General features: G+C 37.3%; 24 protein-coding genes. 11 read left to right on the forward strand and 13 right to left on the reverse strand.

From position 1 onward, the window contains the following. Positions 1-27 precede the first annotated feature (27 nt). The gene (locus ACO1DI_RS15960) at positions 28-705 is read left to right on the forward strand and encodes a DUF421 domain-containing protein (protein ID WP_014461551.1); all 678 of its coding nucleotides are present in this window, start codon (positions 28-30) and stop codon (positions 703-705) included. A gap of 77 nt (positions 706-782) precedes the next feature. On the opposite strand, the gene ACO1DI_RS15965 is transcribed toward ACO1DI_RS15960, so the two are convergent. Then, positions 783-1034, reverse strand: coding sequence for a hypothetical protein (locus ACO1DI_RS15965; RefSeq protein ID WP_014461552.1), 252 nt, complete (start codon positions 1032-1034; stop codon positions 783-785). Between the two features lie 378 nt (positions 1035-1412). On the opposite strand from ACO1DI_RS15965, the gene ACO1DI_RS15970 reads away from it, so the two are divergent. Next, positions 1413-3731: an ATP-dependent helicase gene (locus ACO1DI_RS15970; RefSeq protein WP_115653076.1), complete on the forward strand. Its 2319-nt coding sequence runs from the start codon at positions 1413-1415 to the stop codon at positions 3729-3731. Positions 3732-3997: 266 nt separating this feature from the next. Continuing rightward, complete coding sequence (locus ACO1DI_RS15975; RefSeq protein WP_226700934.1) at positions 3998-4786, forward strand: M48 family metallopeptidase; 789 nt, start codon at positions 3998-4000, stop codon at positions 4784-4786. Positions 4787-4833: 47 nt separating this feature from the next. Here ACO1DI_RS15975 and ACO1DI_RS15980 read toward each other — a convergent pair whose 3' ends face one another. The 4 genes from ACO1DI_RS15980 to ACO1DI_RS15995 all read right to left on the reverse strand — a co-directional run bounded on the left by ACO1DI_RS15980 (position 4834) and on the right by ACO1DI_RS15995 (position 6306). Next, a complete protein-coding gene (locus ACO1DI_RS15980) occupies positions 4834-5091 on the reverse strand; it encodes a stage VI sporulation protein F (RefSeq protein ID WP_013055449.1) in 258 nt (85 codons plus the stop codon). A 133-nt stretch (positions 5092-5224) separates the two neighbouring features. Further along, positions 5225-5347, reverse strand: a complete 123-nt coding sequence (locus tag ACO1DI_RS15985; protein ID WP_423145463.1) for a YjcZ family sporulation protein — start codon at positions 5345-5347, stop codon at positions 5225-5227. Positions 5348-5434: 87 nt separating this feature from the next. After that, the gene (locus tag ACO1DI_RS15990) at positions 5435-5614 is read right to left on the reverse strand and encodes a hypothetical protein (RefSeq protein WP_014461555.1); all 180 of its coding nucleotides are present in this window, start codon (positions 5612-5614) and stop codon (positions 5435-5437) included. A 305-nt stretch (positions 5615-5919) separates the two neighbouring features. After that, positions 5920-6306 (reverse strand): hypothetical protein, encoded by a 387-nt coding sequence (locus ACO1DI_RS15995; protein ID WP_014461557.1) that lies wholly within the window; start codon positions 6304-6306, stop codon positions 5920-5922. A gap of 261 nt (positions 6307-6567) precedes the next feature. Between ACO1DI_RS15995 and ACO1DI_RS16000 the strand changes: the two genes are divergently transcribed. Together ACO1DI_RS16000 and ACO1DI_RS16005 are read left to right on the forward strand one after the other, a co-directional pair. Continuing rightward, positions 6568-7305, forward strand: coding sequence for a hypothetical protein (locus ACO1DI_RS16000; protein WP_208732728.1), 738 nt, complete (start codon positions 6568-6570; stop codon positions 7303-7305). Positions 7306-7445: 140 nt separating this feature from the next. Then, positions 7446-8279, forward strand: coding sequence for a hypothetical protein (locus tag ACO1DI_RS16005; RefSeq protein ID WP_014461559.1), 834 nt, complete (start codon positions 7446-7448; stop codon positions 8277-8279). Between the two features lie 47 nt (positions 8280-8326). Here the strand turns inward: ACO1DI_RS16005 and ACO1DI_RS16010 are convergent, their stop codons facing one another. The 4 genes from ACO1DI_RS16010 to mgtE all read right to left on the reverse strand — a co-directional run bounded on the left by ACO1DI_RS16010 (position 8327) and on the right by mgtE (position 13105). Then, positions 8327-8662, reverse strand: a complete 336-nt coding sequence (locus ACO1DI_RS16010; protein ID WP_033578057.1) for a DUF1360 domain-containing protein — start codon at positions 8660-8662, stop codon at positions 8327-8329. A 77-nt stretch (positions 8663-8739) separates the two neighbouring features. Then, entirely contained in the window at positions 8740-9252 is a 513-nt protein-coding gene (locus tag ACO1DI_RS16015) for a CotO family spore coat protein (protein ID WP_014461561.1), read from the reverse strand. Positions 9253-9710: 458 nt separating this feature from the next. Beyond that, on the reverse strand, positions 9711-11570 hold the full coding sequence (locus ACO1DI_RS16020; protein ID WP_014461562.1) for a monovalent cation:proton antiporter family protein: 1860 nt from the start codon (positions 11568-11570) through the stop codon (positions 9711-9713). Between the two features lie 158 nt (positions 11571-11728). Next, on the reverse strand, positions 11729-13105 hold the full coding sequence (mgtE, locus tag ACO1DI_RS16025) for a magnesium transporter (protein ID WP_014461563.1): 1377 nt from the start codon (positions 13103-13105) through the stop codon (positions 11729-11731). 177 nt (positions 13106-13282) lie between these two features. Between mgtE and prpE the strand changes: the two genes are divergently transcribed. Beyond that, entirely contained in the window at positions 13283-14023 is a 741-nt protein-coding gene (gene prpE, locus ACO1DI_RS16030) for a bis(5'-nucleosyl)-tetraphosphatase PrpE (protein WP_423145464.1), read from the forward strand. 18 nt (positions 14024-14041) lie between these two features. Here the strand turns inward: prpE and ACO1DI_RS16035 are convergent, their stop codons facing one another. The 4 genes from ACO1DI_RS16035 to ACO1DI_RS16050 form a co-directional block, all read right to left on the reverse strand. After that, the gene (locus ACO1DI_RS16035) at positions 14042-14950 is read right to left on the reverse strand and encodes an RluA family pseudouridine synthase (protein ID WP_423145465.1); all 909 of its coding nucleotides are present in this window, start codon (positions 14948-14950) and stop codon (positions 14042-14044) included. 14 nt (positions 14951-14964) lie between these two features. Beyond that, positions 14965-15762 carry an NAD kinase gene (locus ACO1DI_RS16040; protein ID WP_423145524.1) on the reverse strand — a complete coding sequence of 266 codons (798 nt, stop codon included), beginning with the start codon at positions 15760-15762 and terminating at the stop codon, positions 14965-14967. 61 nt (positions 15763-15823) lie between these two features. After that, positions 15824-16459 carry a GTP pyrophosphokinase gene (locus tag ACO1DI_RS16045; protein ID WP_014461566.1) on the reverse strand — a complete coding sequence of 212 codons (636 nt, stop codon included), beginning with the start codon at positions 16457-16459 and terminating at the stop codon, positions 15824-15826. A 27-nt stretch (positions 16460-16486) separates the two neighbouring features. Beyond that, the gene (locus ACO1DI_RS16050) at positions 16487-16873 is read right to left on the reverse strand and encodes a hypothetical protein (protein WP_014461567.1); all 387 of its coding nucleotides are present in this window, start codon (positions 16871-16873) and stop codon (positions 16487-16489) included. A 216-nt stretch (positions 16874-17089) separates the two neighbouring features. On the opposite strand from ACO1DI_RS16050, the gene ACO1DI_RS16055 reads away from it, so the two are divergent. From ACO1DI_RS16055 to ACO1DI_RS16075, 5 genes are all read left to right on the forward strand, one after another. Beyond that, positions 17090-17680 carry a CYTH domain-containing protein gene (locus ACO1DI_RS16055; protein WP_182421376.1) on the forward strand — a complete coding sequence of 197 codons (591 nt, stop codon included), beginning with the start codon at positions 17090-17092 and terminating at the stop codon, positions 17678-17680. 4 nt (positions 17681-17684) lie between these two features. Beyond that, positions 17685-18374, forward strand: coding sequence for a lytic transglycosylase domain-containing protein (locus tag ACO1DI_RS16060; RefSeq protein ID WP_014461569.1), 690 nt, complete (start codon positions 17685-17687; stop codon positions 18372-18374). A 286-nt stretch (positions 18375-18660) separates the two neighbouring features. Continuing rightward, complete coding sequence (locus tag ACO1DI_RS16065; protein ID WP_014461570.1) at positions 18661-19071, forward strand: hypothetical protein; 411 nt, start codon at positions 18661-18663, stop codon at positions 19069-19071. 26 nt (positions 19072-19097) lie between these two features. After that, positions 19098-19949, forward strand: coding sequence for a ClpXP adapter SpxH family protein (locus tag ACO1DI_RS16070; protein ID WP_013055432.1), 852 nt, complete (start codon positions 19098-19100; stop codon positions 19947-19949). A 294-nt stretch (positions 19950-20243) separates the two neighbouring features. Next, complete coding sequence (locus ACO1DI_RS16075) at positions 20244-20423, forward strand: hypothetical protein (protein ID WP_014461572.1); 180 nt, start codon at positions 20244-20246, stop codon at positions 20421-20423. The last annotated feature ends 16 nt before the right edge of the window (positions 20424-20439 follow it).

A 20439-nucleotide genomic window follows, 5' to 3' on the forward strand; every position in this document is an offset into this window, starting at 1 on the left:
ACCTAATCATGTGAATTAGGTGAAAATATGGATGAACTTATCGGAATTGCACTAGAACTCTTTATCGGATTTATCTGCTTGTTTATTTTAACTAAATTTTTAGGCAGAGCGACGATCACTCAGCTTACCACTTTTGATTTTATCTCTGCTCTTGTATTAGGAGAGTTAGTAGGAAATGCGTTATATGACTCAGAAGTAGGAATAGGCAAAATTTTATTTGCTGTTATCTTTTGGGGAGCGCTTATTTATGTCACCGAAGTTATTACTCAAAAAAATATTCGCCTGCGTTTGTTTTTAGAAGGACGGCCATCTATTATTATTCGAAAAGGGAAAATTTCGTACAAAGAACTTAGCAAAAATCGATTAGATATCGATCAGCTTCTTCATATGTTGCGTTCAAAAGACATATTTTCCATTCGTGAAGTTGAATATGCGATTTTAGAAACAGATGGATCACTAAGCGTATTGCCAAAATCTGATTATGCTAAGCCAACAAGAAGCGATCTGCAGCTTCCTCCTTCTGAACCTGTTTTATCTATCGCCTTCGTCAGTGATGGACGTTTGCTTTTGAAAAACTTAATTCAGTCAGGCTTTGATGAAGACTGGCTAAAGACACAGTTGAAAAAACAGGGATTTACCGATTATAAACAGGTGCTTTATGCTGAATGGCAGCAGGGCCGTACACTTTTTATTGAATCTTACTAAGGTGTTTTTTTACTTGTTCATTACTTTGTGAAAAAATCGTGAGCGCATTTATTCTGCTGCGTTCACGATTTTTTCTATTATACCCGTGTATTAATCACTAGGCCCTTATTTGTCAGCTTGCTGTATACACGCTCTGCTGCTTGAAGCTTTTTTCGCTTTTGTACTGAACTTGGCGTCAATTCCAGTGAGTGAGAACGCGATTGAAACTCTTCGTCAAAGCTTTTTTTCTCAATAGGCCAAATACGATTTGAAAAAGAAGCATTATTTTTTTGAAGGCGATTTGCATATTGAATAGATTGATAAGGCGTGACGGGCAGTATATATCCCATATGAACCCTCCTCTTTTTCAAGATACATTCTACTTCCAGACCTCAGTATTTTTCTCAAGAAGTATCGACATTGAAACAGGTCACTTAAACCCTCTACTTTAGACTTGTTCAAAACAGATGACCCCTTGTATCTATACCGCCTTTTTTGAACATATGTGAGGTCTTATTCAATATATACCCTTTTTCACATCCTATCCCTCCAAAAATATCCGTGCTCTTTTTAAAAAAAGGTGATTTTGATATGATAGACTTTGACTATAAAACAAAAACTGTGCGTATACACACATCTATATCGATGTAGAACGAGAGCGGCTTCTTGCTTTAACTCCCTCTTATTTACTATTGATTGTTCATGTTTTAAAAAGGAGGCCATGTTTTTTGCAACGTGCACTTTATCAAAATCAGATACTTAATCTTTCTATAACGGCTAGAGACCGATTTCAATATTTATATGAAGCTAGTCTCCGAGGAGAAATGACGTGTGCTCACTGCGGAGAATCAGTTAAATTATATCTGGGGATTGAGCATTCTCCTTACTTTTATCATGCTCAAGTTCCTCATGAAAGAGAAGAGTGTTCAGACACACTATCAGAAACAACAGCTGTACAACAAATAAAAGAAAATCCGGCTGAATACAGAGAAACCAATGGATTTCGTATTCCTAAAGGACGAGCTATCGGTGAGAAAAGTTCAACTGTAAAAGAGAAAGCGACATGGAGGTCTTCCGCACCTTTTTCAAGTGTTCCTGCTTTTCGCTTAAAACCAGCTGTTCCTAAACACTCTGACTCTCCTTATTTAAATGAATTTAAAGAGAGCGGTATTGAATTAGATTCGAACCAATGGAAAGCTGTTACACATTCAGAAGGACCGCTCCTTATTCTAGCCGGTGCAGGAAGCGGAAAAACGCGTGTATTAACAGCGCGCACCGCATATATGATACAAGAAAAACAAATTGATCCAAAATCTATTATGCTGGTGACTTTCACGGCTAAATCAGCTAAAGAAATGAAAGAACGATTGGCTACATATCCAAAGATGTCCGGCTTACATCTTCGTCAAATGCTAGTTGGAACTTTTCACAGCATTTTCTTACGTATGATTGTTCATCACAATCCTCAAGCGTGGCAAATGGATCGCCTGCTAAAATGGGATTGGCAAAAAGAACAGATCGTGAAAGAAGCAGCAAGAGAGCTCCACGTGGATGAAAAAGATTTCCCGTTTGATCAGGCTCTTCAGCAAATCGGCTATTGGAAAAACACGCTTGTTGGCGTGAAAGATGTTCGCCCAAAAGACAAATGGGAACAAGATGTGCACTTTTTATATCGTCGCTATGAAGAAGTCAAAAAGCAAAAACAGCTATTCGATTTTGATGACATGCTGTATGGATGTTATGAAATGCTAAAACAAAATCCCGATTTACTAACTCGTTATCAAAAAAGGTTTCGCTATTTTTTAATTGACGAATTTCAAGATATCAATAAAGTTCAATATAAAATTATGAAAATGCTAAGTGAAGACTCTAAAAACTTATGTGTCGTAGGAGATGATGATCAATCAATTTACGCTTTCCGCGGAAGCGACCCTTCGTTCATTTTAAATTTCGAAAAAGATTTTGCTAATACAACTGTTATTACGTTAAACCAAAATTATCGTTCAGCTCACGCCATCGTTTCTTCCGCTAATAAAGTCATTGCACGAAATACAGCGCGCCGACAAAAAGAAATGGCTGCCCAGTTTGATAATGAGTTGCGACCTACCTTCTTCTTTCCATATGACGAAGAAGAAGAAGCAACAATGATTGTAACGGATATGAAAGAAAAGATTAAGCAAGGGGCTTCTCCAACTGACTTCGCGGTCTTGTACCGAACTCACGCTTCTTCACGCGCCATCTTTGAACGTTTATCGCAGTCAAACCTGCCATTTTCAATCGAACAAGATGCGGATTCGTTTTATAAAAGGCGAATGGTTCGAAGTTTACTTTCATTTCTACGTTTAAGCGTGAATCCAAATGACGCAAGTTCGCTTCAAGATTTAGTAAACGCACTCTTTTTAAAGAAAACAGCAGTCAACGACTTAAAAGCAGCAAGTATTCTTCATGATGGTACATTTATTGATGCGCTTGAATATCTTCAAGATTTAAAACCGTTTCAGCAAAAAAAGCTCAAGAAAGTAATTCCTTTATTCAAGTCGCTAAAATCAATGTCTCCTTCTTTGGCACTTGAAACGATTTCTAAAGATATGGGATTCGATGATTTTGTCAAAAAACGCGGAAATGAAGGAAATATGATGGAAAAAGGTTCGGATGACGTACGGGATTTAAAAGTTGTAGCACGTAAATTCAAAACCGTACCTGAACTGTTAGAGCATGTGGATCATATGATTGCCATGAACACAGAGATGAAAGCTTTAAGCAAGCAATTTAATGAAAGTATTCAGCTAACCACTATTCACCGAGCAAAGGGTCTTGAATATAAGCATGTATACGTACTGAGCAGCGTAGACGGAGGATTGCCTCATGATTATGCACTCGAAGCTTATCGAGGCGGAGATGATGTGCCGCTTCAAGAAGAACGCCGTCTTTTATATGTAGCAATGACGCGTGCACAGAATTCACTTTATTTATCTGTTCCTCAAACTAGAAGAGGTAAAACCGCTTATCCTTCAAGGTTCCTGAAGTCTTTTATAAAAAAAGTATAAAGTAAAAAGAGGCTGGGATAAAAGTATTTTAGTTAAATTGAAGTACGAACTGTTAATCAGAATTATTGATTGACGGTTCGTATTTTTTATTGTCATGTGAATGTAGATTTAATATGTTTAGTTGCTTCTAGCTGTTGGTTGGATTGATTTCGTTACGTCTCAACATCTATTATTAACCAAATATTCCACTAAGAGGTAGATATTCATACATAGATGCGTTACACTACGTTATGTACTGTACTACTATATTTTAGGAGGTTCCATTATTGAACGCAAAGCTTATTCATGAAAATGAAAAGATTTTTTTCATTCTGTGTATGGTTATCAGCTTATTAACCTATTTGTTTTTAATTATTTCGCTCGTTGGTATTATCTACCTTGTAATCGGTTTTTTAATTACATTTATACTCCACGGTTTCTCTATTGCTCAAATTCGCAATGATGGGGTTAGATTGACAGAGAAGCAGTTCCCGCACACTTATCAGCAGGCAAAACAGTTATCTTCAGAGCTGGATTTAGAGCTGCCCGATATTTATATTGTTCAATCAGGCGGCTTGTTAAACGCGTTTGCTACACGCTTTTTTGGACGTCACTTTGTCGTTTTATACTCCGACATTGTTGAAATGATTGAAGATAATCAAGAAAAAGAACTTTCTTTTATTATTGCCCATGAATTAGTTCATATTAAACGTAAGCATACATTCTACCACTCACTTATTCTACCTGCTCTTTGGATTCCTTTTTTAGGAAAAGCTTACTCTAGGGCCTGTGAATATACGTGTGATCGCATAGCTTCCGTTGCGATTGGTAATGCCAAAGCTGCCACTCAAGCACTCACTATACTTGCGGTTGGTCATTGCCTAAATAAAAAAGTAAATCAGGAGGAATTTGTTCATACGCACTCACAGGAAAAAGGTTTTTTTATGTGGTTGAATCAAGCTACTTCAACTCACCCCCCTATCGCTCATCGTATTAAAGAAATTAATTACTTAGCACAGCATCCGGAACTGTTTGATCTTGATTCTAACGCATTTCAAAAAAATGAAATTGCATAAATGGAAAAAAGCCCTGACACGTCAGGGCTTTATATAAAAACATTAAATTATTTTTTCTCATTTAGCATTTTAGCGATGGTCGCAAAATCAATGGATTGATTATTGTTTGCAATCGCCTTAACAATTTGTTCCTCTTTTTGTTTTGAAATTGGCTTATTCGCAATTTGTGCTACTCGCTTCACAATATTACGTACCGTTTGCTCATCTTTAAAGTTAGCATTTTGTACAGAATTCGCAAGTTCAAAAATATCCTTCATATTAACGCCTGTTTTCTTTTCTATATTTTTAAACATATTATTATCCATTTTGCATGACCTCCTTTATTTATACTTCATCGTATGCACCATGTGCCTAGATGGTGCCCTTTACATTTAATAAAAAAATAAAATGCGAGTGAAACTTCACCCGCACTTTTCGGTGCCTTATTCATAGAAGGGATTAATTGTAAAAACAAACACAACCAACAATAATTAATAGAATGAATAATACAACGATTAACGCAAAACCACCGCCGTAGCCACCACCGTAACCACAACTACCGTAGCCAAATCCGCAGCCCATAATATTACACCCCCTCTGTTTTACTCTCTATACTGTATGTTCACTAATATGATTTTGTATGGGCTTTTCAACTGTGTACATTAAATTTCATTGTCCAAACGGATCTTCAGCATCTTGCTCATCAAGTCTTTTTACATTTTGCTGCAGTTTCCTCTCTTGCTGTTCCATCTGATTTTCTGCTTTTTCTACTTCTTTCATTCTCTTTCGATGTTCTCCCATCATATGCTGTTCAAAAAACCGTTCAAATTCATCGAAAAAATCTGGCATCTCTACACCTCTCTCCACTCCATGTAAAAAAGCATTGTCCGAGTGACAATGCTTCTATTGCTTATCGCTTTGGTAACTTTGAACCGCAGCCGCAACCACCTTGTTTTGGAGAAGGGTACTGGACTGGCTTAGGAATAGCATGCCCTTTCTTCACCGATTGTTTTGTCATTGGTTGTGGATGATAAGGCAGGGGCTGAGGGTATTGATTAGGATTATAATTATAATGATAATACATCATGTTTCCCTCCTTTTCACAGCATCCTATCTATAACATTATATTCAGGACTAAAGAAAGACGTTCTATCTTATTTGTCCATTTTGCGCTGCAGGGACAAAAATAAATCCGTGCTGTTTTTTGGTTTCCTCACTCTCGGTCTTTCTCCTCCCTTTTGCTCTGTCACTTCACGCAGCCGATTTTGCAGTTCTTGAATTGTCCCTTGAGCTTGATGATTGTACTGTACAATGGAATGTTCGGTTTTTGATTTTTGTTCATTGACGCATGCTTTAAGCCAATCTATTTTTTCCTCTAGCTTCTTTTTTTCTTCTTCATGCTTTTGCTGTAATTCCAATAACTCTTCCTTAATATCTTCATATTCAAATTCTTGGTGCTTGAATTTTTGATATTCTTCTTTATAAAAAGCCAACTCCGACTTCAATGAAGCAATATATTGTTTTGTTTTTTCCTCGCTCATGCCCTTCACTCCTCCATTATAAATAACCCACAGCTTCTAAAAAATCAGTTAAAGATGAATAACACTTTTTATTAACATGAATATGCTGTAATTGAGTTTATTATTTCCTTCATTTTTTATGCTCGCTCCAACTAGGATTTATTCCGATAAATTCCGCTTTTACTAAGGAACATAAAAGCAGGTCATTCATACACTATAGTAGTCCGATACCTAGTAACGAAAAGCGTAAAGGAAGGACAATTACAATTAGGAGGTTTAAAAATGGCAGAACTTTTTGAATCATTATGTATCCGCGTACCTAAAGTGTACGACTGGGTTAGACGTCAAGTTGTTTTACCACAAATCTTTACGAACGACACTTCATTATTTGAAGAAGAAGCACTTAAAGATTTAGGCCATGACGTAGAAGTGGAAATTGTTTTAACAGATAGTGAAGGTCACCCTGTAGATCCTTCAGATGAAGACGCACTTGATAACGTGATTGAGCTTGTGCCGCACGGTGGTCGCAGACCTAAAAAAATTGTGTTACCAGATGGAGAAGTTGTTGTTCTTCATGAAGTAAAATTATCAATTAGCGGCTTTTACCGAGTTAAGTTAATTGAATTGAATGGACATCACAAACACGATGAGGTTGAATCTAGCGTTATTCCTTGGAAAATACATCAAACATTCTATTTATGCGCCCCGGAAGGAACAGAACCTGTTGTCCACCTTGAATCTTTTGAAGGAACTGACGGTTCTCTCAGATTATCAGATTGTCACTTACAGCAATTAAGCTTTGATCTTATGTTATGCCTAAGTGTTCAAATTGAAAAAGATGTTAAAGTTGAAGTAGAAGGAAGCTTCTGCTACCCTCGCCCTGAAATCATTTCTACAAGCAGCTGCTCACCTATTGAATATCCACCTCAATGTGATGCTATTTTCCCTGGAAGACCACATCACGATGATTTTGATGGAGACGATGTAGAGTCAGGCTTCGACCATCACGACTTTGATTAACAAGACAAAAAGCCAGAGGAGAATATTTCTCCTCTTTTTTCATCGTTTACAAGCTTTGTGCATACATATAAATAAAACTGCTGTGGGCAGCTTAGGTTTACAAAATTAATTCATAGCTCAGCAGGAAAGGAGACTACTAGATGAGTCGTAACTCCCCTTCCCCTAAAGATGATTTAACTCAATTAAAACAAAAGCTCATTCACTATAAATCGGAAATTCGGCACGTACAAAACCAACTAAAAAGCTATGAACGAGCTTTAGAGCGAGAAAAAGAAAATACATCGTTTTGGAAAAAGAAACACGCTGAAACGCTTTCTACATCTGAAAAAGAAGTAGAAATTGAAGAATTAGAAAAAGAACTGGATCTACTGAGAAACGAGCTTTCCGAACAAAAAATTATTGCCGAAGCGTTTCGAGAAAAAGCTTCAAGGAAACAGCCCGTTATTGAAGAAAAAATCGTGGAGAAAGTAATTGAAAAGATTGTAGAAAAACCCATAGAAAGGTTCGAAAAAAGCGATATCCTCTGTTTCTTCCAACATTCCATACTGCTGCCAGAACAAGATGAAAGCGAGCTGATGATGTTCGGCAACGTAATTATTCAAAATCAAACGAGCAGTACTTTATACTCTCCAACACTTTGCTTAAAAATGAAGCCTACTGCTTCTGCTATGTTAAGCGGGAAGATCATTGATGAAAAAGATATTGAAGCTTCTAGTATCCCCTCTTCTTCTTTAGAATGGCGCTACGCTCATCCGAAATGGAACGAAAAAATTCAAAATGACGGTGAATATTGGATTAAACCCATTAAGCAAACAGTATTAAAGCCCAAAGGCAAATTACTATTTGACTCTTTTCAAGTAGTCATTCCTCTCTCCACTGATACGACTTCGTTTATTCTAGAAGGCTTTTTCTATAGTGAAGAGTGGCAGGAAGGTATTCCTTTTTTAAATAAAGTTGTGCTAAATTTCCCTTAATCATTAAAAGACATATTGACGATCAATATGTCTTTTAACTCGTCCATTTATTTCATAAAAGATTCTATAATTCCTGCACACCCTGCAATAGCTAAGATCGTAATAATAGGAATAGCAATGTGCGGGACCGCTACATAACTAAAATAAATTCCTACCGCACACCATATGCCTGTACACCAATAGCAGCTGAGCAGTTCTCCAATCCACCTTTGCAGCCCCTTCCCTTTTATCTCCAGGTACGTTACCGTATTTCCTTGTTCATCTTGATCTTCTACAATTTTGTGAAACGGCTTCCGAATAAAAGCCGTAATTTTATCAAAAACAATTAGACGAGTAAGTCGAAACGTTGCAAAGATAAATAGCGTTAGATAAATCCATGTCATCTTCATTCCTCCGTACATTCACAAACTTATGAAAATAAAAGCTAACGTGCTTTTTCACTGTTAGCTTTTAAAATTACTTAAATTTTAACGATAGATATGGTTTGAATATCATTAAAGGTCAATACTGTTTTTTCTTTATTAGGAGGAACGCTTACATATAAACTTCCTTCTTTTAACTCTAGAATTGTTCCTATATATTTTTGATTTTGGCACGTAATTTCACAAATTGGCTGAGACATATGAGGCGGGAAGCTGCATAGAAATTCAACTTTTTCTTTAATCGTCATAGACTGAAACATTTTATTTGGCTTTTTAGTCTCTGATTGCGGTATATCCACGGGAACAATTGAACGCTCTTCCTCTTTTTCTTGCTTAATCTCTTCCACTTTTTCTACGTCAGGCTCTTTGACTTCTTGAATGGAAGAAAAGCTGGGCTCTTCTTTTAACACAGGATCTTTCTCTATTCCTTTATTGTCTTCCTGTTTTGAACTGAAATAATATTGCATAGAACGCTGATTTTGCGTAGCGTTTGGCTGGACAATGTACATTAGCGGCTCGTTTTCTTCTGACTTAGATTTTGAGTTAGTCATGAAGCATACCTCCAATTGCTTGTTATCGTTCTTTTAAAAATGTATGCTTGCACACGGAAAAACTTGTTTATTTTTTTGCCGCAGCTCTTTTGGAAACAAAATCAGCACTGTACTTTTGTATCCAGCATTTGAGAAAACACAATAAAAAAGGTTGAAACATAACGAAATTAATTCAATCTAAAGACGTACAAATGAGGTACACGAGCTGAACCGATTGTTACACCACAGTTGATCTCCATGCAAGACTTCGCTTTCCGCTGGAGTCTTCGCCTTGCCCTCGGATCAACTCTATAAGGAACTAAACAGACGAAACCTACGTTCACCATAACAAAAAAAACGAACCACTAATCAAACATGTTGATCAGTGGTTCGTCTTTCACTTGGGCTAAAATACTTTTGTAACAGCCTCTTTCTCTCATTCAATAAGGTAAAGAATTAAACCTACTACCTAAATGTCTTTATCTAATTTTATACTCAAGAAGCATACGCAGTTCATTCACATACGAACGAGACCCTGTGACAATCAAACGATCATCAAATTCAAGCTCTGTATCGCCATGAGGTACAATGGAATCTTTGCCCCTAAAGATTCGAACAAAAATCACATCTCCTGTAAATGGGAACTTACGAAGCTCTACCCCCTCGTATTTAGGATTACGCATATTGATTTGATAAAGTGCTGTTTCTTGATTCGTTAAGATATTTAGAATATTTGGCGATTCGATTAATGCTTTTAGCAATGCAGTTGTAGATAACAGCACAGAAAAAACTTCAATGTTATTTTCTTTCATCTTTTCGTCTAATACAGGACTTTCTACGCGGGCAATAACCCGTTCTGTACCATATTCTTTTGCAAATAGAGCAATGTCGCTATTTCTCTCTTCTTCCCCTGTTGTTACAACTAATACATCCGCATCTAAAATCCCCGTACGCTTTAACGTTTCTTTACTGTACCCATCGATGTCGACGATATTAAAAATAGAATCAGACGTACGGTTTTCGATCTTGTCCTGAGTAGGGTGATAGATCGTCACATCATATAAATCAAGATCCATTTCTCGAATAACCGGGAGTGTAAATTGATTTGCACCAAGCATATTAACCTTCAGCTTTCTGTCACTGATTTCTGGCTTTGGAAACAGCTTTCTAAAGATAATAGGTGTAATAATACATGTAATAATCGCCACCAAAATCAGCGCACCGGACATTTGTGAATCAATAACACCAATATTTTCACCAACCGTTGCTGCCGCAATAACGAGTGATAAAGTCGATGTTAAAAGAAAACCCGATGCCAAAACAGTTTTCATATCATACCATTTTCTTAAGATTAACGCTGGGACTAGCTTGGATATTAATAATGCAATGAATAATAAAGGCATTAAAATCAGCACTTTTTTATCACTGAACAATGACCAAACGTCAAGCTTCACTCCTACCATCACAAAAAAGATAGGAATTAAAAATCCATAGCCAAACGAATCTAATTTATGAACTAAGTTTTTGTTAGGCGCAAGAAGAGAAACGAGTGCCCCCGCTAAAAAAGCGCCTAAAATGTTCTCAACGCCAATTGACTCCGAAAGACCCACCAGAATAATAATGAGTGCAAATACGGCGCGCGTGTCGATTTGAATTGTACCTTTAGACATTGTCTCAAGAAACGATCGGTTTTTAAACTGCTTCCCTATGAAGTATAAAATCACTCCTACTCCAAACAAAATTAAAATCAACCATGTATTGCTATTTCCTGATTTATCATAGACAGAAGCAAATACGGCTAGTAAAATCATCGTGACTAAGTCCGCAATAACCGCAATCAATAAAATGGTTTGTCCAATCGGCTTTTTCATAATCTGTGCATCTTTTAAGGTCGGCACTACTACTCCTAGTGAAATGGTAGAAATAATAAGCGTCATCAAAAAGGCATTATCAATAAAACCGGTCCATACAAAAACATAGGACAAAAATAGTGAAACCGCAAAGATAGCTGCAAACACTAATATAGAAACGGAAAAAGCATTTGGCACCTTCGCTCCTGATGCCTTTTTGTCTTTTGAATTTCCTCCAGCAAAAGCAGAAAAATCAATTTCTAAACCACTTAAAAACATCAAAAAGATAAAGCCTAAAGTGGAAAGTGTTTCAAGCCACATATCCTGCTCCACAAGGTCAAAACCACTTTTCCCTATAATTAATCCCATAATAATTTCAGCTACGACTACAGGTATAATGTTGAGTTTAAACCGATGCAACAGTATAGGCGTTAAAAAGGCCAAACTAATGACGATAACAAGTGATGTAAAGGACGCGTGCTGTTCCATTAGATTCCCCTCCTTTTACCTTCGCTATTTATAAAACGAAGACGTTAGTATTCAAAATTAAAGGTTAATCATAAAAGCTTGAAGGTTCTCTGTCAACTATATGAACTGATAATGAAAATCCGACATGATTACTCATGTCGAATTCTAAAGTCCCTTCATTATTTTAAATAACTCATAAATGTTGTCGCTAGACCGAAGTAAATTAAAATACTGATAAGATCATTGATGGTTGTAATAAATGGCCCTGATGCGACTGCAGGGTCAATTTTGAACCTGTGCATGAGAAGCGGGATAAACGCTCCTGCTAGTGTAGCCACAATTAATGTTGAAAATACAGAGACGCCTACCAAAGCGCCTAAAATCAGATCTCCTTGCCAAATATAAACAATTAATACAACTAAAAGTCCACATGATGCGCCCGTAATCATTCCGGTAGCTGCTTCTCGGATTAACAGCTTAAATTTGCTTTCTTCTTCGATTTCTCCCGTCGCCAGTCCGCGAACCGCAACGGCTAGTGCTTGTGTTCCTGTATTACCAGCCATACCGCCAATCAAAGGTATAAATACAGCTAAAATAGCTACTTGATTCAACGTATCTTCAAAACGTCCAATTAAGCTCGCTGTCATCATTCCTAAAAACAGCAAAATGATAAGCCAAGGCAGCCTCTTTTTGGCCGCTACTAAAGGATTGTGGTCAATCGTATCATCTACATCACTAATACCGGCTAATTTAGAATAGTCATCCGATGCCTCTTCATCAAGAACATCCATCACATCATCAACCGTAATAATCCCGAGAAGATGCTGCTGAAAATCAACAACTGGAAGCGCAAGAAAGTTGTAATCGCGCATAATACGCGCAACTTCTTCTTGGTCTTCTGCTACTGACACGGATACGACTCGTTCATTCATAACTTCGCTTATCATCGTATCTTCATCTGCTATAATTAAATCACGAAGAGAAATAACACCTGCTAGATGCTTTTGTTCATCAATAACAAATACGTAATAAATCGTTTCCGCTTCTGGAGCTTCCCTGCGTAGAATGTGCATAGCTGAATGTACGGTTTGATTTTCACGAATGGCCACAAACTCAGTCGTCATAATACTTCCAGCGGTATATTCCTCGTAATGAAGCAGCTCTTTAATTTCATCGGCTGCTTCTTCATCCATAATTGTTAAATAGCTCGCCACTTGTTCTTTATCCAATTCATTTAATACATCAACGGCATCATCCGCCGACATTTCCGACAGCATGTCTGCTGCAAAATTGGGATGCATTTCTGAGAGAATTTCTTGATAATCTTCTTCTCGTATCTCTACATTTTCAAAGATATCCGCCATTTCTTCCGGAGATAACATCTCGTACAGCGCAAATCTAGAAGGCTCATCTAATTCTTCAAAAAATTGAGCTTGGTCATACGTATGCATATGTAAAAATTCTTCACGAAATGCATCGATTTCATTTTTTTCTAAAAGTGATAATAAATGTTCGGCGAACCATGCTTTTTCTTCTTTTTCAATTGAATCTGTCATGTCTTCAACCTCCCTGTCGTACAAAACTCATTTAACTTTATGATGAATTTTGTTTTTTTTCAACTCACAGCTCTTTACTCTTTTCCCAATAATATATAAGTTCTACACATAGTTTGCTCCATATAAGGGTAATTTTATATCGTCAAAGGAAAAACCTTTTAAGGATGTGGATAAAAGATGAAAGTAGATATAATAGGTGATATCCATGGGTGCTATGATGAATTAAAAGCGTTAACAGAAAAACTTGGGTATGAGTGGCAAAATGGGATTCCTGTCCACTCTGACGGACGGCGCCTTGGATTTGTAGGTGATTTAACAGACCGAGGACCTCATTCACTAAAAGTAATTGAACTCGTATGGTCACTTGTAATAAAGCACCAGCAAGCTTACTACTGTCCAGGCAATCACTGCAATAAGCTATATCGCTTCTTTTGCGGTAACAAAGTGCAAATTACTCATGGGTTAGAAACGACAGTTGCTGAGTACGAAGCTTTACCTTCCAGAGAACAAAAATTCATTAAAAAAAAGTTCATTGAGCTTTATGAACAATCACCTCTATATGTGCAGCTTGATCAAAACCAATTAATTATTGCTCACGCCGGTCTTAAAGCTGAATACATTGGCAGAACGGATAAAAAAGTAAAAACCTTTGTGCTATACGGAGACATTACGGGTGAAAAACATCCAAATGGCATGCCTGTCCGACGGGATTGGGCCAACCATTATAACGGAAAACCTTTTATCGTGTATGGACATACACCTGTAGTAAAAGCCAGAAAAATTCATAATACCATTAATATTGATACAGGCGCAGTTTTTGGAGGGGCTTTAACGGCGTTTCAGTATCCTGAAGGAAATATTATATCGGTGCCTTCATCTATGCCTCATGTAGAGGAAAAATTTAATCACTTCGTGTAAAAAGAAAGTCGCTTTTCATTAAAAAAAGCGACTTTCTTTTACGATTTGAAGTTTCTGCATATCTGGCGGCAAAGGTGCTGTAAAAGACAAAGTTTTTTGTAAAAAAGGATGAAAAAAAGTGAGCTCATAGCTGTGAAGAGCTTGACGAGAAATAAGATGATTCGTTCCGCCATATAAGGTATCTCCAAGCAGTGGATATCCTTTATAAGCCATATGAACACGAATTTGGTGAGTTCTCCCTGTCTCAAGCGAAAGAGCAACTTCTGTAAAAGAAGAATACTGACGAAGCGCCGTGTAGTGTGTAATAGCAAATTGCCCATCTTCTCTTACTTCTCGTTCGATGATACTTGACTCTTTTCGGCCAATCGGAGCCTCTATCGTTTCTTTGCCAACAAGCTTACCATGAACAAAAGCTCGGTACACGCGTTTAATTTCATGTTCTTTTTGTGCTTTAGAGAATAAGTAATGAACGTGCCTATGCTTAGCGACAATAAGCAGTCCAGATGTGTCTCGGTCCAACCTATTTACAAGATGAACAGTCGAGTTAATGTTATTTTCCTCATAATAATAGAGCACAGCATTACTTAGTGACCACGTTAGATGTTCTCGAGAAGGTATACTTGGCATGTTTGGCTGCTTATTCAAAACTAAAATATACTCATCTTCGTATATAATATCCAAAGGTATAGCTTTAGGAAGAAGGCTTTCACTTGCTTTTTCTGGTGGAAACGCCACCTTGATTTCGTCACCTTTTTGCAAAATATATCGAACAGTTGCATGCTTTCCATTTACTTCAATTGCTCCTCCTCTAAACTTAATGTCCGTCAGAGAAGCTTTGGAAATATCATGTTTTTTTAAAAATTCACGAACCGCTACACCCTCGAAAGAATGATCTACGGTCCAACTCAACGTAAAAACTTGTTTCATTCTCTTCCCTGCCTTTAATCATCACATACAAAAGAGTCTCTGACACGCTGCCAGAAAGGAAACGCACGAAAGCGAGCAAATCGAATTTTTTCGCTTGCTACCCGAAATTGAATCGACTTTACATCTTTATGTAAAAGAGTTAAATGATCAATGGTAATTTGAAAGTCTGCGTCGTTAACAGGCTTTAACAGCGCTGTATGATGTCCAGGAAGAACCAATGGAGAACCTATCGTACGGAACACTCGATTGTTAATAGAAGCCATTTCAGCAATTTGAATAGCTTGAAGCGAAGGATGTAAAATCGCGCCTCCAAGGGATTTGTTATAAGCTGTACTTCCCGAGGGCGTGGATACGCAAAGACCGTCTCCTCGGAAGGTCTCAAATCGCTGCCCTTTAATTTCCACATCCATTACTAAAGAACCTTCTACACTTTTTACCGTACATTCATTCAGAGCTAAGTATTGAGCTTCGCGTCCACCGTTTGTGTAGCGAATAATCACTTCGAGCAGTGGATACTCTACAGTCTGATAGGGTGTCTTTGCAATAGCAATCACCAGCTTCTCAATCTCATCAGGTGTCCAATCTGCGTAAAAGCCTAAATGGCCGGTATGAACCCCAATAAAAGCCGTCTTGTCAAGTCGGTTTCGATAGCGGTGAAACGCATAGAGAAGCGTTCCATCCCCTCCTACTGACACTACAATATCAGGCTGGTTTTCATCATATTCTAAATGAAAATCTAATAAATACGTTTTCATTTTTTGCATAAGCGTATTTGATATTTGGTTGCCTTTTGATGTAATAGCAAATTTTATTTTCTCCACCTAATTCTCTCCCCCTATCCATCCAATGTACAAAGCTGTTGCTGAGTCATACCTAAGATTCTTCCGCCGATTCTTTTTTTCGTGAGAAAATAGCCTGAGCTTCTTGAATCTCACCTCGTATTTGAGACATTTCTTCATCGAGCTGAGTAGCCGCTTCAGAAGCACGCTGAAGTCGCTTTTTGATATTCTCAGGAAATTTCCCGCTGTACTTATAATTTAAAGAATGCTCAATTGTAGCCCAAAAATTCATAGCCAGTGTACGAATTTGAATTTCCACTAAAATTTTCTTTTCACCTTTAATTGTCTGAACAGGATAACATACGACCACATGATATGAACGATAGCCGCTTTCTTTTTTATGAAGAATATAATCTCTTTCTTCAATCAATTCAAAGTCTGTGCGCTGACGAAGGAGCTCTACGACCGCTTTAATATCGTCCGTAAATTGACACATCATACGGAGTCCCGCAATGTCCTGCATCTCTTCCTCTAAGCGATCGAGAGAAATTCCTTTTCGAGTTGCTTTATCCAAAATACTGGCGATAGGCTTTACTCGTCCCGTCACGAATTCAATAGGTGAATGCGTAGACTTCATATCATACTGTGAACGAATTCCTTTTAATTTCACCTTAAGTTCTTCAACGGCTTGTTTATACGGTGCTAAAAATAAATCCCAATGCCTGATCATTAATAACACCCCCCTTTTTTCTCTCTATTACTTATTTTCTTTATCTAAAAAAACTTCCTCTACTCTTGCTACCATCTCGTCTCCATAATTCACATTTCCTTCGATGTTACTGATGAGATAAGATAGCTCTTCTTTAACGGCTGATAGCTCAATTACTTCCTTATTAATTTCTAAAAATACTTTCATATCTTTATGTAAGACGTGCTTTAAATTTGCCCAAATATTATCACTAAGGCCAACATACATAAATTGATCATTAATATCTACAACATATACAAATGACATGTTATCTGAGTCAACAAGCATTTGTTTTGTATCTTCCAATTGTTCAATTTCCGTCTCAATAGGGTCTGCTTTTAAATGTAATTCATTTGATTTCATCACACAGGTAGTGATGTCAATTCGATTGTGCATAAATAAACTCCTTCCAACTATACAATTCGTTACTATTTTAACACATTCCAGGAACGTTTAATAAAGGTAAAACCTAAACAATCCGTATTTCTTCATTTTCCAAGTTCCCCATATGGATATTCCTGTTAGGAAATGTAGTTTTACTGTCTCAAAAAGTGTGATAAATTAAGATGGAAAGTGACTTACCAAAAGACCTAAATTAAAAGGATGATTTCATTGAAACAAGAAATTGAAATTGAATTTAAAAATATAGTAACGAAAGAAGAGTTTGATCGTCTCCGCTCACACTTTCAATTAACTGAAGATCAGTTTGTTTCTCAAGAAAACCACTATTTTGATACACCTGCTTTCTCATTAAAAGACTGCGGGGCTGCTCTGCGAATTCGAAGCAAAAAAGATAAGTTCGTTCTCACGCTCAAACAGCCTCATCAAGAGGGTCTTTTAGAAACACATGAAGCATTAACAAATGAACAAGCTAAAGAATTGCTAGATGGCAGCGCCAAGATTCCGCCAACAATTCAACAGCTTATTAATGATTTACAAGTCAAGAGCCATGCGCTAACTTATTTTGGCACTTTGCGTACAAGTCGAGCAGAAATTCCATATAAAAACGGGTTACTTGTACTCGATCATAGCTTTTATCTAGGTGCTGAGGATTATGAACTTGAATACGAAGTAACCGATGCCAATGAAGGAGCCAAATATTTTGAGCAATTACTTGCGGAGCTTGATATTAAAAAGAAACCAACGGAAAACAAAATTCGCCGGTTTTACAAGCGAAAGTATACGTTAATGGATGGAGAATAAATTCATGAGCATGAATATTAACAATTACATGTCTTCCGTTCAAATTCCTGGCACTCAGCCATTTTCAGTTAACAACCAGCTGCCAACAGCTAACGTGATGCTTGGTACAACTTTACTCTCTGTATTTGCTCAGCTTTTTCAAGACTACGTCAATCAAGAGCCTCAAATGAGTACTAATCTTTACTTGAAGGCAGCGCAGATGTTTCCATCTACGGCGGTTCAAATCCAGTCCGAGCCATCTGTTTCTTCCTCAGGTAAGACAGCGGCTTCAAATGCTGCTTTACCAGCACAAAAAAACGAAACCGCAAAGTCCAGTTCTCAGGATGTACAAACAATAATCACAGAAGCAGCTGCACGCTACCAGCTGGATCCTAAACTTATTCGTTCTGTTATTAAACAAGAATCAAACTTTAATCCATCTGCCAAAAGTTCTGTAGGAGCGGCTGGGCTTATGCAGCTAATGCCAGCAACGGCTAAAGCTCTTGGTGTAGGAGATCCGTACGACTCCAAGCAAAATGTATTTGGCGGAGCCAAATATCTTCGGCAAATGTTAGATAAATACAACGGAAATGTGAAATTAGCGTTGGCGGCCTATAATGCTGGACCAGGTAATGTCGATAAATACGGCGGAGTACCTCCTTTTCAAGAAACGCAAAAATATGTAAATAAAATTATGTCTTCTTATCTTGTGTAAAAGAGCCAAAGCATTGGCCACTCGAACGTGGAATGGCTATAGTTTGTCGAGGTTACACTATATAAATAGAAGGAAACGTTTGTGAAAGTATTCCTTTGTTTCTCATAATTAGTGATTCGCCACAGCAACATAGACTTTTCTTATGTAAAATTCCACTTTATCTCTTTTCCAGTAGAAGAAGTAAGCGGATAGTTTGAGTTAACGAAATGACACTGCTAAAATTAAGGAAAGTAAAAAACACCAAAGAGTTAAGACGTATATTTCTTATAACAAAGGAGTTATCAACATGAGAGAAAAAATCCACTCCCCTTACGAATTATTAGGCGGTGAACATACGATTTCAAAACTTGTTGATGCTTTTTATACACGCGTTGGACAACATCCTGAGCTCGCGCCAATTTTTCCTGATAATTTAACAGAAACAGCACGAAAGCAAAAGCAATTTCTGACACAATATTTAGGAGGGCCTTCGTTATACACTGAAGAGCATGGTCACCCTATGCTGAGAGCTAGGCATCTTCCTTTTGAAATTACACCGTCAAGAGCCAAAGCCTGGCTGACGTGCATGCATGAAGCAATGGACGAAATTAATTTAGAAGGCCCTGAGAGAGATGAACTTTATCATCGTCTTATTTTAACTGCCCAACACATGATTAATTCACCGGAACAGACAGATGAGAAAGGATTTTCACATTGAGTAATCTAAATAGCCAATACCCATCCTTGCATCAGCTTTGTCAAGGTTCAAATAAAAAGCCGCTTGAAATCTATGTATTTGTTGACCCTCTTTGCCCCGAATGCTGGGCACTCGAGCCTATTCTAAAGAAGTTACAAATAGAATATGGTCAGCTGTTATCCCTCAAGCATGTGCTTGGCGGAAACTTACAGCAATTAAATATTGGAGCACAGCAGAAATTTGAACATATTGCAAAATCGTGGGAGAAAACTGGAAGCCGCTCCGGTATGTCATGTGACGGCAATCTGTGGCTTGAAAACCCAATCGATACTCCCTACGCTGCATCAATTGCGATTAAAGCGGCCGGTCTGCAAGGAAAGAAACAGGGCATTCGCTTTTTGAGAAGACTTCAAGAAGTAGTATTTTTAGAAAAACAAAATGTTACAGAAGAATCTGTCTTAATACAATGTGCAAAACATGTGGGGCTAGATGTTAATGAATTTGTAAAAGATTTGCATTCAGATTACGCTGCGAAGGCCTTTCAATGTGATTTAAAAATCACGTCGGAAATGGATGTCGATGAGATTCCAACTCTTGTGTTCTTCAACGAAAAAGTTGAAGAAGAAGGCATTAAGATATCAGGATACTATTCGTACGAAACATATGTACACATCATTAAAGAGATGTTAGAAATTGACCCAGATCCAGCTTGTCTTCCGCCTCTTCGTTCATTTTTAAGCTATTTTCAATTTGTTGCTTCAAAAGAAGTTGCAGTTGTGTATGGTTTGTCATTAGAAGAGGCTGAAAAAGAATTGAAAAAACTTCAGCTTCAGCAAGTTGTTGAAAGAGTTCCTGTCAAATACGGAACCTTTTGGAGAAGTACTGAAAAGAGCTGTTAATCATTACATGTTGATGCTTCTCCTAAGCATCAACTAAACAAAAAAGACTTGGCTTTCGCCAAGTCTTTTCGTTTGTCTTAAGACAACAAGGGGATGGGAGAAATTTTTCACGGTCAAACAAAGGGGTATATGTTTGTTTTGTGATAAACTTCACGATTAATACTATAGCAAATTATGTCGACTTTTGGCAACCCCTTTTTTCAATTTTATTCACTTTTTTATAAAAAAACTTCATAAACAGCCAGATTCACTCATATAGTACAACCAATTATGCTTTTAATAGAGGTGTTAACTATGAAAATTGCTGGAATTACTCTAGGGGTTGTTATTCTTTTGTTTTCTTTTTTATTCTATATTTTATCTCTTATGCAGCTTGTTCCTCTCATTATCGCAGGCCCTCTCTTATTTTTAGCTATTCTTATTATTTTTACATTGCTTAACAATCACAACAAATTTCGAGGATTTAAAAAATGAAGCAGGATACAGCTCC

This window comes from Priestia sp. 40, from assembly GCF_049368575.1.
Lineage (GTDB): Bacteria > Bacillota > Bacilli > Bacillales > Bacillaceae_H > Priestia > Priestia zanthoxyli.

Coding starts and splice junctions, on each gene's coding strand:
- ACO1DI_RS16065 (WP_014461570.1), top strand. CDS start 18,661: ATGAGAGAAAAAATCCACTCCCCTTACGAATTATTAGGCGGTGAACAT.
- ACO1DI_RS15965 (WP_014461552.1), bottom strand. CDS start 1,034: ATGGGATATATACTGCCCGTCACGCCTTATCAATCTATTCAATATGCA.
- ACO1DI_RS16050 (WP_014461567.1), bottom strand. CDS start 16,873: ATGCACAATCGAATTGACATCACTACCTGTGTGATGAAATCAAATGAA.
- prpE (WP_423145464.1), top strand. CDS start 13,283: ATGAAAGTAGATATAATAGGTGATATCCATGGGTGCTATGATGAATTA.
- mgtE (WP_014461563.1), bottom strand. CDS start 13,105: ATGACAGATTCAATTGAAAAAGAAGAAAAAGCATGGTTCGCCGAACAT.
- ACO1DI_RS15985 (WP_423145463.1), bottom strand. CDS start 5,347: ATGGGCTGCGGATTTGGCTACGGTAGTTGTGGTTACGGTGGTGGCTAC.
- ACO1DI_RS16045 (WP_014461566.1), bottom strand. CDS start 16,459: ATGATCAGGCATTGGGATTTATTTTTAGCACCGTATAAACAAGCCGTT.
- ACO1DI_RS16005 (WP_014461559.1), top strand. CDS start 7,446: ATGAGTCGTAACTCCCCTTCCCCTAAAGATGATTTAACTCAATTAAAA.
- ACO1DI_RS16060 (WP_014461569.1), top strand. CDS start 17,685: ATGAGCATGAATATTAACAATTACATGTCTTCCGTTCAAATTCCTGGC.
- ACO1DI_RS16020 (WP_014461562.1), bottom strand. CDS start 11,570: ATGGAACAGCACGCGTCCTTTACATCACTTGTTATCGTCATTAGTTTG.
- ACO1DI_RS16010 (WP_033578057.1), bottom strand. CDS start 8,662: ATGACATGGATTTATCTAACGCTATTTATCTTTGCAACGTTTCGACTT.
- ACO1DI_RS16015 (WP_014461561.1), bottom strand. CDS start 9,252: ATGACTAACTCAAAATCTAAGTCAGAAGAAAACGAGCCGCTAATGTAC.
- ACO1DI_RS15960 (WP_014461551.1), top strand. CDS start 28: ATGGATGAACTTATCGGAATTGCACTAGAACTCTTTATCGGATTTATC.
- ACO1DI_RS16075 (WP_014461572.1), top strand. CDS start 20,244: ATGAAAATTGCTGGAATTACTCTAGGGGTTGTTATTCTTTTGTTTTCT.
- ACO1DI_RS15980 (WP_013055449.1), bottom strand. CDS start 5,091: ATGGATAATAATATGTTTAAAAATATAGAAAAGAAAACAGGCGTTAAT.
- ACO1DI_RS16000 (WP_208732728.1), top strand. CDS start 6,568: ATGGCAGAACTTTTTGAATCATTATGTATCCGCGTACCTAAAGTGTAC.
- ACO1DI_RS15990 (WP_014461555.1), bottom strand. CDS start 5,614: ATGCCAGATTTTTTCGATGAATTTGAACGGTTTTTTGAACAGCATATG.
- ACO1DI_RS15995 (WP_014461557.1), bottom strand. CDS start 6,306: ATGAGCGAGGAAAAAACAAAACAATATATTGCTTCATTGAAGTCGGAG.
- ACO1DI_RS16035 (WP_423145465.1), bottom strand. CDS start 14,950: ATGAAACAAGTTTTTACGTTGAGTTGGACCGTAGATCATTCTTTCGAG.